Origin of the sequence: Croceifilum oryzae (assembly GCF_030814315.1) — a bacterium.
GTDB classification, from domain to species: Bacteria; Bacillota; Bacilli; order Thermoactinomycetales; family Thermoactinomycetaceae; genus Baia; species Baia oryzae.
Map to the genome: position 1 here is coordinate 1 of NZ_JAUSUV010000006.1, position 12,825 is coordinate 12,825.

The window sequence follows — 12,825 nt, forward strand, 5'->3', positions numbered from 1 at the left end:
CCGGCAAATCCTGAGGCTCCTGTCGGACCCGTTGGACCGATATCTCCTGTGGCTCCGGCAAATCCTGAGGCTCCTGTCGGACCCGTTGGACCGATGTCTCCCGTGGCTCCGGCAAATCCTGAGGCTCCTGTCGGACCCGTTGGACCGATGTCTCCCGTGGCTCCGGCAAATCCTGAGGGGCCCGTTGGACCGATATCCCCGGTAGCTCCGGCAAATCCTGAGGCTCCCGTTGGACCTGTTGGACCGATAGCTCCAGTGACTCCTGTAATCCCAGTAAGACCCAGGTTTTCAATGATTGATATAATGATGTCTACAAAGGGTCCACTCGCTCCGGTAGGCACTTCAAAACTCACGTTTGCTGAACCTGGTACTACATCAACATTTAATGTAGTCGATATAAAGTTTAGATCATCTCCAACAGCCATCTGAGCGATTCCATCAGCACCTGAGTTGCCTAGGACTCGGAATAAAGCAGTTCCAGTTGGAATTGTACCTGTTGGAACTGTGCCAGTGGCTCCAACAGGACCTTGAGGTCCCTGTGGTCCTATGCTAGTAGTCGCTTCTAAAACAGTCTCTAACTTCTCTTGCAAAATCCACTCTTTCTTCGCCACTTCACGGATTGTATCTCGAACACTGCTGTTTATTAAGAGCAAATCACTGATTGAAGCAACCTGAGGAGCACTGATTCCTGGCAAGGTTCCTAAAATATACTGCAGCTTTTCTCCTTCAGCATTAATAATATGACTGAGTCCTAACTCCTCGAGAGCAATGGAGGATAGTAAAAGATTGACTGCATCGTCTCGTGTAATGGAAATAGTAGGGGTAATATTAGGTATATTAGATTGAGACATATTCACACCTCCCCAAACTTCTATTTTCTAAGCCTAGGATATTCAAACCGCCCACCAGTGTGACGAATCATTTCACAACCTTTTAAAAATTAAAAAGTAATGGAAATATCACTCGGTGTCCTATAAGATCGTATTACCAACGTTCGTCTGTAAATACAAACTCTCCATTATAATCTCTGTCTCGTAAATCATTCTCATCTAACAAATTTCCTTCATTATCATAGATATACTTATACATACTGAGTACTTTCAGCACATCTTTACTTGTTTGTTCAAAGCGATTTTTAGCTTCCTCTTCATTAAGACCTAGTCGGCTGATGTTTTCTTTGAGAAATGGACCGTGAATCGATACATAGAAAGTTGGTTTTTCCGCTTCTAAAAATTCCTTCAGACATGGAATTAAGGCATATTCACCACCTTCGATATCCATTTTCACAAAGTTCACATCTCTAATATGATACTGGTGAATTAAGTCAGCTATCGTAATACATTGTACTTCACATGAGTCATCGGAAATGGTGGGCATGAGACTCGAAACAGCGTAACCAAATGCACCTCTTGAATACAACCGTGAAGTTTCTGTCTTTCCAGATATAGCTGAATTTATTAAAGTTACTTTAGGAGAGATAGGTGAATTTAATTTTACGTTTATATTCAATTCTCCAAAAGCAACTGGATCTGGCTCTACTGCATACACGTGCTTAGCCTTGTGAGCAGCGTACAGCACAGTAGGTCCGAGAAACGCGCCAAAATCTAAATAGGTATGGTCCAAATCTAAAAAGCGATCAAAAATATTGAATGTATATTCTTCCCAATTATTATAATGCATGCTATGCCATAACCAAGCATTCCGCTGATTGACTAGTACGTCAAAGTGAGCATCTCGCTTCGAGATGGATAATACACTCTGCTCCATAAAACTCACCCCTTAGATCATTTATACAATACACATTTTTATTCGCAAATATATCACTCATGCATGCCCATAGAAAAAAATGGTGCGATCATAATGATCACACCATTTCATAATGAATCTTCTATGCAATTCGATTTCGATATGCAAATCGAATATTATAATCATCTACTTGTCTTCCAAGGGTAAATAGATCGTAAAGCCAACCGATCCCGAGCAATCCACCTGTCAGTAGGTAAAGAATCCCGGTTGCTACTTTTCCCAAATAAAAGCGATGCAATCCGATAAAACCACCTAGGAAGATCAATAAAATATAGGCAATCGATTTATCTTTTTTCATTACGTAACCTCCACTCTACGATATTGTGTTATTTTCCAGTGGTGATCATAACTTGATTTAATTTTTTTAGATAAATAGCACGAACAATAATGAAGTAGATAATCTGGACTGCGAAGAAGCCCGAAATCCCTATTATGGATGGGGTTATCATATCCATTACAGATAAACCACCCATATGTTTATTTAAAATCTGTAAGCCAATCCCAGCTTCCACTCCAGCAACGACAATCGGTATGAAGAACAACATCGCAATTTGAATCGTACAGGTTCGTTTCATATCCCGTGTGCTTAATCCCACTTTGGAAAGCATATGATACATTCGCTGATCCTGATCTAGATCTGTATACAACTTAAAGTATAGGAAACTAGCTGAAGCAACGGAGAACACTGCTGCCATAAAGAGACCGATAAAGGAGAATATGCTACGCGCTTGTTGGAAGCCAATATACATCCCTGCTCGAGTGTCAATAAAGCTATCTTCCTGCTCTTGGCCCATTTTTTGCAACTTGTTACTCAGTTTCGCTTGAACTGAATCAGAAGTCGGAAAATCTTTGTTAGACCAAGCAGGAACATGATAATACACAGATGTACTTTCCTGTGGACGATCGTCTTCTTTTGCTTGCTCTGCTTTTTTTGCTTGATCTGCTAGAATTTGTTTATAGTTTTCATCACTTACCACCAATTTTGAAGCATAATCTATCGACTTTTCAATGTTACCTACGACTTGGAGATTATATTTCGATACTTTTTGTCCTACTTTTACTTTTGCAGGTTCCTTTGATAGTGCACTAGCTAGGAAGATAGCCTCATTAGACTTCAACTTTTGTGGAGCCGTTCGCCCAAGTACTTTAGCCATTTGAGTATACTCAGACTCTTTCATGACATGTACATACTGTTTACTACCAAGCTCAAGACCCACCGTTTTACTCATCACCTTATCAAACTTGAGTCCTGCACCTTGTAGCTCTTGATCAATCTTCTTCATTTCACCTTCCCAGTTTTTATACTCTTTAAAAAGATTAAATTCAATAGCAAATGGTGTCTCTTTAAATCGGGTTTTCGCATCTTGATCAAAGGAGTAAACAAGCCCTACTCCAGCAGAAGCCATCGCGGTCACAATCGTAACCATAAAAAACATCCGGGCATTATCTTTGATCTTATAAGACATCTCAGAGACCCATAACATTCTTGTACCCTTCCAAAAGAAGGAGCGACTTCTCTTCAATAGTCTCATCAAGTACACACTCAATTGAGTAAAAAAGAAATAAGTTCCCATGATCCCAAGACCAAGGGCCCAGAAAATATTTTCAAAGTCCTTGTACAATAGATAGTATGCAAATCCAATGGAGCCAATCGACAAAAGAACGAGTAGAATATGCGCTTTCGGTTCTGTTTTGGGTTTGCTTGTCCCCATCAACAACTCAAGCGCTCTTTTTTGACGGATAAAGAAAAGAGTCATGAAGGAAATCACGATATATAACGCTGCAAACGATGCGGCTGTAATTCCCATTGCTTTAAGTGGTAGATAAAAGGGAAGGTTTTTCTCTACAACACTGGATCCATAGATAAGAAATATCTTTGAAAAAAGAAGTCCGCCTAGAATCCCTGTCACGATAGCCCCAAAACCAATTAAGATATTTTCTAGAAAGATAAGCTTATTAATCTGGTTTCGCTGTGCTCCTAGAATGGTTAAAACACCAAACTCTTTATTCCTGATTTTCAAGAAAGCACTAATCGAATAAAGGACAAATAAAAATGAGAAGACAAATGTAACATACGATGCAGCTTTCATCCCCATCTGTGTGGCCTTACCGAGATCCGATTCTGCTAACTGCGGATGAAAGATAAATAAAGCATAGGTAAAAAAGATCATAACGGCAAACGCACTACTTAAAAAGTAAGCAGAGTATGCACGTAAGTTACGTTTAACATTGTTAAATGCAAACTGACGAAAATTCATGTCCCGTTCCTCCTGTAGTAACCAATTCATACATGCTACTGTTTTCTGTGATTTAGTTGATGAAATTAGTGTAACAGGAGAGGAAAATAGAGAGAATGACATTACCTTACATGAACCTTAAACATTTGTAAGGATTGGGTACGGTAGTTCCAGGAGCATAAAAAAAAGACGTCTCCATCTAATAAAGAGACATCTTCTCTGGATCTACAAAGGAATATTTCCATGCTTTTTATATGGTCGTGTGTCTTTCTTATCACGCAGTAACTCTAGTGCACTCATTAACTTTGTACGTGTCTCCCGTGGATCGATCACATCATCAACCATGCCGTACGCAGCGGCAACATAAGGATTCGCAAACTTCTCTTTGTATTCGGCGATCTTAGCTTGACGAACCGCTTCCGGGTTCTCGCTCTCATTAATCTCTCGACTAAAGATAATATTAGCCGCACCTTCTGGACCCATCACCGCTACTTCGGCAGACGGCCAAGCATAAACGATGTCTGCGCCAATCCCTTTGCTATTTAGGGCTACATAAGCACCGCCAAATGCCTTTCGTAAGATGACAGAGATACGTGGTACGGTAGCTTCGGAGTATGCGTATAAGATCTTGGCTCCGTGGCGGATAATCCCACGATGCTCTTGATTCACGCCTGGGAAAAATCCAGTCACATCAATCAGAGTGATTACTGGGATGTTAAAGCAGTCACAGAATCGAACAAAGCGACTCAGTTTATCCGAAGAATCGATATCAAGTCCACCTGCCATCACTTTTGGTTGGTTCGCTATAATTCCCACACTCTCCCCGCCGATTCTGGCGAAGCCAACGACGATGTTTCGAGCGAATTTCTCTTGTACTTCCATGAAGGAGTGATCATCTACCAACTGATCGATTACCTTACGGACATCATAAACCTTCGTACCTTCGACTGGCACAACCTCTGCCAATTCCTCTACCCATTCATCCTTCACTTGCTCGTACTCTTGCCTAGCTGGTTTCTCTTGATTATGAGATGGAAGATAGGATAATAATTTCCGAACTTGCTCTAATACTTCTGGCTCACTTGCGGCTGTGAAGTGCGCATTTCCACTAATACTACTATGAACCGAAGCCCCACCTAATTCTTCGGAGCTAATCTTCTCGCGAGTAACCGTTTCAATTACTTTGGGACCTGTGATAAACATTTGCGACGTCTTTTCGACCATAAACACGAAATCGGTAATAGCTGGCGAATATACCGCCCCACCTGCACAGGGACCCATAATGACCGAAATCTGCGGCACGACGCCCGAATAAATCGAATTGCGATAGAAAACATGTCCATAGCCATCCAAAGACATAACGCCCTCTTGGATGCGGGCACCTCCAGAATCATTCAGCCCAATAATCGGACATCCATTTTGGGCGGCTAAATCCATCATCCGGGAGATTTTTAAAGCATGCATCTCTCCTAATGCGCCACCAAACACAGTAAAATCTTGTGCAAATACGTAAACGGTTCTGCCGTGCACTTTTCCGTATCCTGTTATGACACCTTCTCCAGGTGCCTCCATCTGATCCATATCGAAGTGGCTGGAACGGTGCTCAATAAATGGATTTAGCTCTACAAACGTGTTTCCATCGAGCAAAAGATCGATTCTCTCTCGAGCTGTCAGCTTCCCACGTTTATGCTGGGCCCTAATCCGTCCTTCTCCTCCACCCATTTCAATCTTACGACGTCGCTCGTACATTTCGTTGATTTTCGTATGCATGTCCACAAGGATCACTCCGTTTCAGCAAGGGTCTGTTGGCAAAGTTCCATGAGTGTTCCATGGGTTGATTTAGGATGTAAAAAGGCAATTTGCATCTGATGGGCTCCGGCCTTTGGCTCCTCGTGTATTAGTCTGGTTCCCTGCTCTCGCAGGTTTTGCAGGCATGTGCGAATGTCGGCTACTTCCAACGCGAGATGATGAAGTCCTTCTCCACGTTTCTCGATGAATTTAGCAATCGCACTTGTAGGAGCAGTCGGCTCCAGCAATTCAATGCGACTCTCACCGATATCGAAAAAGGCTACTTTTACTTGCTCACTCTCGACCACCTCGATCGAAGTAAGAGGAAGACCCAGTTGCTGTTCATAAAAGGGGATGCTCTCTTCTAAGCTCCGAACCGCGATCCCAATATGACTAATCTTTTTGGGTTTCACAGCTGGGCACCTCCGGAGTTAGTTAATGAACCCTCCCAGCCTTTTTCTTCCTTCATCAATTGACGAATAAATTGTGCCGTTTGTTGAATCGTTGTCCCTGGAGTGAAGATTTCCCGAATTCCTTGTTGCTTTAAGATCGGAATATCTTCTTGTGGGATCACGCCTCCCCCAAAAACCAAAATATCATCTGCTTTTTGTTCTTTTAGTAATGTTACAACCACTGGAAATAGCTCCATGTGAGCTCCTGATAAACAGGATAATCCAATCAGATCCACATCTTCTTGAATCGCCATCGCCACGATTTGGGCAGGGGATTGTCGTAAACCCGTATAGATTACTTCCATTCCCTCATCACGTAGCCCCTGTGCAATAATAAGTGCTCCACGATCATGACCATCTAGGCCCGGTTTCCCGATTAATATCCGTATTGGACGCAACATAGTAGGCAATCCTCCTTCAAACGAATCAATATGGTTGATACTCTCCAAACACTTTTCGCATCGTATGGCAAATTTCGCCCACAGTCGCATAATTTCGCACCGCATCAATAATAAACGGCATTAGATTCTCTGTTCCAGAAGCGGCTTCTTGCAAGGCCGCAAGGCATTTCTCTACTGCCTGATTATCGCGTCGTAAGCGTAAGTCTTGTAAATCAGCGACTTGCTTCTTTCCAAGCTCTGGATCAACTCGTAGTAACTCAGGCTGGACTTCATTTTCAATCTGATATTGATTCATGCCCACTACGATTTCCGTTCCATTTTCGATATTCCGCTGGGTTTCCAGTGCCACCCGATGAATTTCACGTTGCATAAATCCTTGTTCCACAGCAGACACCGCACCGCCTAGCTGTTCGATTTTCTCTAGATAGCGATTCGTCTCTTCTTCCATCGCATCGGTAAGTGCCTCTACATAGTAGGACCCGCCCAATGGATCTACTGTATCTGCAACACCACTTTCCAACGCAAGAATTTGTTGCGTTCGAAGGGCAATGCGCGCCGACTCCTCCGTAGGCAATGCAAGTGCTTCATCACGCGAATTTGTATGTAAGCTTTGAGTTCCACCTAGCACAGCAGACAATGCCTGTACCGTGACACGAACGATATTGTTATCGGGCTGTTGTGCCGTTAACGTCGAACCACCTGTTTGCGTATGAAAACGTAATTGCCAAGAACGCTCATTTTTAGCACCAAATTTATCTTTCATAATCCCCGCCCAAATTCGGCGTGCTGCGCGGAATTTAGCGATTTCTTCAAAGAAATTATTATGGGCATTGAAGAAAAATGACAACCGCGGAGCAAATTTATCTATCTCTAGCCCAGCATCGATCGCTGCTTGTACATACGCCATCCCGTTGGCTAACGTAAACGCCACTTCTTGCACAGCGGTAGATCCTGCTTCACGAATGTGATATCCACTGATACTAATCGTATTCCATTTCGGCACATGCTCCGTACAGTATGCAAATACATCCGTAATGAGACGCATAGATTGCTTCGGAGGATAGATATAGGTACCACGTGCAATATATTCCTTTAAAATGTCATTTTGGATGGTTCCTGTTATCTGACTAGCAGGAACGCCTTGCTTCTCTCCCACGACAATATACATTGCAAGGAGTACAGAGGCAGAAGAATTAATCGTCATCGATGTACTGACTCGATCGAGGGGAATTCCGGCTAATAATCGCTCCATATCCTCTAAGCTATCAATCGCTACTCCGACCTTTCCCACTTCTCCAATCGACATTGGATCGTCGGAATCGTAACCAATTTGAGTTGGCAGGTCAAAGGCAACACTTAACCCAGTCTGTCCCTGCTCTAATAAATAACGAAAACGCTTATTCGTCTCCGTTGCAGAACCAAATCCAGCATACTGGCGCATCGTCCATAGACGGCTTCGGTACATATTGGGATGAATGCCTCTGGTATATGGATATTCCCCGGGAAAACTTACTTTTTCGTCTACATCATCTACATGTTGGTAGTAGAGTGGCTCCACCTCAATCTCAGAATGTGTTGCAAAAAAAGGCTTACGCTCAGGTGCCTTTGCACGTACCTTCTCTACTTTTTGTTGCCATGAATTATGACGATCTTGATGTGTCATCGTAACTCCCTCCTATACGCTTCCACTTTACAAGTTTTTCAAGATTTATTAAGAAGTTACTCCATTTATAATCCTACATGTATTGTTACCCTTCTTATAATATCATGCATTCTGATATTTCATAAGAGAAGTATCCTGATTTTAAATGCGACTAGATTTGATTCGTTTAGGCTATCCTTTTTACTATATCAGAAAGAGAAACATAACAGGAGTACCCATCAAAGTTTGTGAAGCCATAGACAATCATGAGTCCATTGGGTACAATAATACGTGTATTTTCAACTGGACCTACTATAGGTTTTCCTTCACATGGATAATGGTTTTGTGATAAACAGAAGGCAGGTGTTATGTATGTCCGTATTCTGGCAATATTTCATGGTACCTATTATGGTAATCATCAGTGTACTCGCAGTACGTGGATTCCTCTTTAACAAGAGAACCGGCAATAAAGGTGGAATTATCCTAGGTGGTGGATTTGCAGCCGCAACTTTATTTGTAACTGCATTGTCCGTATATGACTTGTTTGTTGGTTTATAAACTTATTACATAACCTCCACTCGAACATGAAGTGGAGGTTTTGCATTACATGATACATTACTGATACTCTCTTCGAATCCAACTGAGTACGTCCTCTTCATCCTCTACAACATAGGATGATAAACGCCTCTCATCTTTCGCTTTCCAATCAAATACTTCTTCCACCGCTTCAATGACATAATCCATTACGAGAGAGAGATCGATTTCTTTCCCCAGCAGTTTTTCAAGAGAAGTAACTCCATATTCTTGAATGCCGCATGGGATAATGGTCTGGAAAAACTGAAGATCACTGTTTACATTTAGTGCAAATCCATGACTGGTAATATATCCTTTACGTGTACGAGCACGATTAAATTTTACCCCAATAGCCGCCACTTTCTCTTCCCCAATCCAAACCCCGGTGTATGGCTCTTTTCGTGTTGGTTGTAAGCCAAAGCGACGTAGTGCAATGATCAGGACTTCTTCTAATTGGCGTAGATAGGCGTGTGCATCATTTCCCTGTGTGGCTAGGTCAAAAATAGGATAGCCCACTAACTGACCCGGTCCGTGATACGTAACATCCCCACCGCGATCAATCTCAACGAGGTCCATGCCCATCTCAGCATATTGCTCTTTAGAGAATAGTAGGTTCTCTATGTGACTCCCTCTCCCCAGTGTAAGGGTATGAGGATGTTCTAATAGCAAGAGTTGGCTCGGAAGCCCTTCGTGGTCGATTTCGTGTACGAGTTTTTTTTGTAGATCCCATGCTTCTTGGTATGGAATGAGACCTAATCGTTGTACTTCAAACATGTTGCTCACATCCTAGTAAGGTGGTTCGTTTTGTGTGATATGTACCGTATTGTACCATAAGTTCATAAGAGTAGACCTGTTGTGTCTGTGAAGGCTCAGATATGGGCTTGTTGATGAATCAGAGTCCCGGGGCAATGTATCCGACCACAGCTCAAATAGTGAGCCTGCGAGGATGTAAAAAGCAAGTCCGCTCCGTCTATCGATGCTTCGGGCAAGTGGCAAAACTCGCAAAGAGCGCTCAAACATTGCCACAAAACGCCCTTGCTTCGAAGGACTACGCTAAGCAGGCCCACTAACATCGCAGTGATCAGATACATTGTCCCTGTTCCTCTAACATTTTATCAAGAATCGTTTTACCTATAATCCTTTCTTGTAACCACAGTAATTAATAATACAGGGGAAATCCACTGTAGAAATCAAGATAGTTAATGCTATTCAGCCAAACAGACCTTCAAAAACTACAAAGCTTGTGTAAGAAGTAGGGAGTGTCTGTTCGATACCATGCGATGTTAGCGATCCTACCTAGCGTAGCTATCCGTAGCATGGGGCGCTTTTGGTGCAACTTGTTTGAGCGCTCTTTGCGAGTTTTGCACCTGCCCCAGCGGAGGATGGCGGAGCGGACTTGCTTTTCACATCTCTGCGGGATCGGTATCTGAGCAGGTATCGAATAGACACTCCCTGCTCTCATCCACCAACCAGCCCCATCACTTCTTACTTGAAAGTATTTTGCATGACATACATGAACAGGCACCCCTACTCAGAGCACCTGTTCATCGTCAGTAACTAACCCTTATATTAAAAAGTTGAGTCAACCGTATATTCCTCTAATAACTCTTTCACACGTGCCAAGAAACGACCTGCCACTAGACCATCTAATACCCGATGATCCAACGACATACAGATGTTCATCATATCGCGTACAGCAAACATATTATTCATAACCACAGGACGCTTCACAATCGCTTCAAAAGACAGAATCGCTGCTTGTGGTTGGTTAATAATCGGTTGGGACATAACAGAACCAAAAGAACCTGTATTATTAACCGTAAACGTTCCACCTTGCAGATCGCTTAAATCTAGTTTGCCAGCACGAGTCTTCTGGGCTAAGGTGTTCACTTTCTTAGCAAGTCCCAAGATGGAAAGCTCATCCACATCTGGGATCACAGGCACATAAAGCGCATCATCCGTTGCCACTGCGATAGAGATATTGATCCGTTTTTTCTGAATGATCTTATCTCCACCCCACATGGAGTTGATAACCGGGAATTCCTTCAAAGCATCACTAACTGCTTTGATGAAGAATGGCATAAAGGTTAACGATACGCCTTCACGAACTTTGAAATCATGTTTCATCTTGTTACGAAGTTCAACAAGACCGGTTACATCGACTTCCATCATCGTCCATGCATGTGGCGCCTCGTGTTTACTTTGTACCATACGGCTGGCAATGGTTTTACGCACGCTGGTAAGAGGGATCTCGATATCGCCTTCTTCTGTGACGACTCCCATAGCTGGTTTGCTAGCTGGGGGGGTCGTAGAAAGTGCTGTATCCACATCAACAGTAGGTACCTGTGCTACAACTGGCTCATCCACTGAAATCACCTGAGGAGTAGGAGCACTTCCTACCTTGCCAATCCCTTGCTCAATAGCCGTCAAAATATCTTTCCGAGTAATTCGACCACCTGCACCTGTACCGGTAAGAAGAGTAAGATCGATATCATTTTCCTGGGATAGACGTAAAACCGCTGGAGAAAAACGTCCACTGCCAGAGCCACGTTTAGCAGATACATCTACCTTTGCCGGAGCTGGAGCTGAAGCATTCGTTGCCTCAGGTTTTGCTTCTTCTGCAACAGGAGTAGTTGGAGCCGCTGTTACTTCCGCGCCTTCTTCTGCCATTTTACAGATAATCTCTCCAACTGCTACGGTTTCTCCTTCCCCTGCCACGATTTCGACCATCGTTCCCTCAAACGTAGCAGGAACCTCTGCATTTACTTTATCTGTCGATACTTCACAGATTGCTTCGTACTTAGCTACAGGGTCACCCGGTTTCTTTAGCCACTTGGCAATGGTGCCTTCTGTGACGCTCTCGCCAAGCTGAGGCATTTTAATTTCAGTTGCCATGCTGATCCTCCTTCAATTCGTCTGCTTGCAAGATGAAATTTAGAATTCTGCTAGTTCACGGATTGCTTTGGCAATTTTATCTGGATTTAAGATAAATTCCTTTTCCAATGTCGGGCTATATGGCATAGCAGGAACATCGGGACCCGCAAGACGACGTACAGGAGCATCCAATTCAAAGAATGCCTCTTCTGCGATGATCGCTGATACTTCGCCACCAAAGCCACCTGTAAGGTTATCCTCATGAACCACGAGTACTTTACCCGTCTTGGCAACTGCTTCTAAAACTGCTTCTTTATCTAATGGAACGAGAGTACGTAAATCGAGAACGTGTACACTAATTCCGTCTTTTTCTAGCTGTTCTGCGGCTTGTAGAGCAAAGTGAACCATCATTCCGTATGTAATAACAGTTACATCGGTACCTTCGCGCTTCACGTCAGCCTTGCCGATTGGAATCGTATAATCATCAGCAGGCACTTCCCCTTTAATCAGGCGATAGCAACGTTTATGCTCAAAGAATAGAACCGGATCGTCATCACGAATCGCTGATTTCAACAGACCTTTAACATCATAAGGAGTAGATGGGGTTACAATTTTCAAGCCCGGTACCCCTGTAAAGATCTTCTCAACACTTTGGGAGTGATAAAGCGCGCCGTGGATTCCTCCGCCATACGGAGCACGTACCACCATTGGGCAAGACCATTTATTATTAGAACGATAACGAATTTTCGCTGCTTCACTTATGATCTGGTTAATAGCTGGCATAATAAAGTCAGCAAATTGCATCTCGGCAATCGGACGCTTTCCATAAGCTGCCGCTCCGATCGCAACACCTGCAATCGCAGACTCTGTAAGTGGAGTATCAAGTACACGATCCTCTCCAAACTCACTATATAAACCGTCCGTAGCGCGGAATACTCCACCACGCACACCTACGTCTTCTCCTAGAACGAATACCTGAGAGTCTCGTTGCATCTCTTCACGCATCGCAAGCGTTACTGCTTCAATATAAGACATGATTGCCATGTTGATGG

General features: G+C 43.3%; 13 protein-coding genes. 2 read left to right on the forward strand and 11 right to left on the reverse strand.

The window, feature by feature from the left end; translation table 11 throughout:
• The 8 genes from J2Z48_RS07295 to J2Z48_RS07330 form a co-directional block, all read right to left on the reverse strand.
• Positions 1-851: alpha-helical endospore appendage domain-containing protein (locus J2Z48_RS07295; protein ID WP_503128543.1), on the reverse strand; the 851-nt coding region annotated here is incomplete at its 3' end.
• A gap of 133 nt (positions 852-984) precedes the next feature.
• Complete coding sequence (locus J2Z48_RS07300) at positions 985-1,767, reverse strand: FkbM family methyltransferase (protein WP_307252281.1); 783 nt, start codon at positions 1,765-1,767, stop codon at positions 985-987.
• A gap of 121 nt (positions 1,768-1,888) precedes the next feature.
• Positions 1,889-2,104, reverse strand: a complete 216-nt coding sequence (locus J2Z48_RS07305; protein ID WP_307252282.1) for an NINE protein — start codon at positions 2,102-2,104, stop codon at positions 1,889-1,891.
• A gap of 28 nt (positions 2,105-2,132) precedes the next feature.
• Positions 2,133-4,064, reverse strand: coding sequence for an ABC transporter permease (locus J2Z48_RS07310; RefSeq protein WP_307252284.1), 1,932 nt, complete (start codon positions 4,062-4,064; stop codon positions 2,133-2,135).
• A gap of 204 nt (positions 4,065-4,268) precedes the next feature.
• Entirely contained in the window at positions 4,269-5,813 is a 1,545-nt protein-coding gene (locus tag J2Z48_RS07315; RefSeq protein WP_307252676.1) for an acyl-CoA carboxylase subunit beta, read from the reverse strand.
• 11 nt (positions 5,814-5,824) lie between these two features.
• Positions 5,825-6,244: a methylmalonyl-CoA epimerase gene (gene mce / locus J2Z48_RS07320; protein WP_307252285.1), complete on the reverse strand. Its 420-nt coding sequence runs from the start codon at positions 6,242-6,244 to the stop codon at positions 5,825-5,827.
• Complete coding sequence (locus tag J2Z48_RS07325; RefSeq protein ID WP_307252287.1) at positions 6,241-6,684, reverse strand: cobalamin B12-binding domain-containing protein; 444 nt, start codon at positions 6,682-6,684, stop codon at positions 6,241-6,243. The genes mce and J2Z48_RS07325 overlap by 4 nt, the downstream gene beginning before the upstream one ends.
• A gap of 25 nt (positions 6,685-6,709) precedes the next feature.
• A complete protein-coding gene (locus J2Z48_RS07330) occupies positions 6,710-8,347 on the reverse strand; it encodes an acyl-CoA mutase large subunit family protein (protein WP_307252290.1) in 1,638 nt (545 codons plus the stop codon).
• A 351-nt stretch (positions 8,348-8,698) separates the two neighbouring features.
• Here J2Z48_RS07330 and J2Z48_RS07335 point away from each other — a divergent pair, with 351 nt between their 5' ends.
• On the forward strand, positions 8,699-8,884 hold the full coding sequence (locus tag J2Z48_RS07335; protein ID WP_307252292.1) for a hypothetical protein: 186 nt from the start codon (positions 8,699-8,701) through the stop codon (positions 8,882-8,884).
• A gap of 57 nt (positions 8,885-8,941) precedes the next feature.
• Here the strand turns inward: J2Z48_RS07335 and lipB are convergent, their stop codons facing one another.
• The gene (gene lipB, locus J2Z48_RS07340) at positions 8,942-9,673 is read right to left on the reverse strand and encodes a lipoyl(octanoyl) transferase LipB (protein ID WP_307252293.1); all 732 of its coding nucleotides are present in this window, start codon (positions 9,671-9,673) and stop codon (positions 8,942-8,944) included.
• Between the two features lie 101 nt (positions 9,674-9,774).
• Here lipB and J2Z48_RS07345 point away from each other — a divergent pair, with 101 nt between their 5' ends.
• A complete protein-coding gene (locus tag J2Z48_RS07345) occupies positions 9,775-9,969 on the forward strand; it encodes a hypothetical protein (protein ID WP_307252295.1) in 195 nt (64 codons plus the stop codon).
• Positions 9,970-10,468: 499 nt separating this feature from the next.
• Here the strand turns inward: J2Z48_RS07345 and J2Z48_RS07350 are convergent, their stop codons facing one another.
• Positions 10,469-11,794 carry a dihydrolipoamide acetyltransferase family protein gene (locus tag J2Z48_RS07350; RefSeq protein WP_307252297.1) on the reverse strand — a complete coding sequence of 442 codons (1,326 nt, stop codon included), beginning with the start codon at positions 11,792-11,794 and terminating at the stop codon, positions 10,469-10,471.
• Between the two features lie 39 nt (positions 11,795-11,833).
• On the reverse strand, positions 11,834-12,817 hold the full coding sequence (locus J2Z48_RS07355; RefSeq protein ID WP_307252300.1) for an alpha-ketoacid dehydrogenase subunit beta: 984 nt from the start codon (positions 12,815-12,817) through the stop codon (positions 11,834-11,836).
• Positions 12,818-12,825 lie beyond the last annotated feature (8 nt).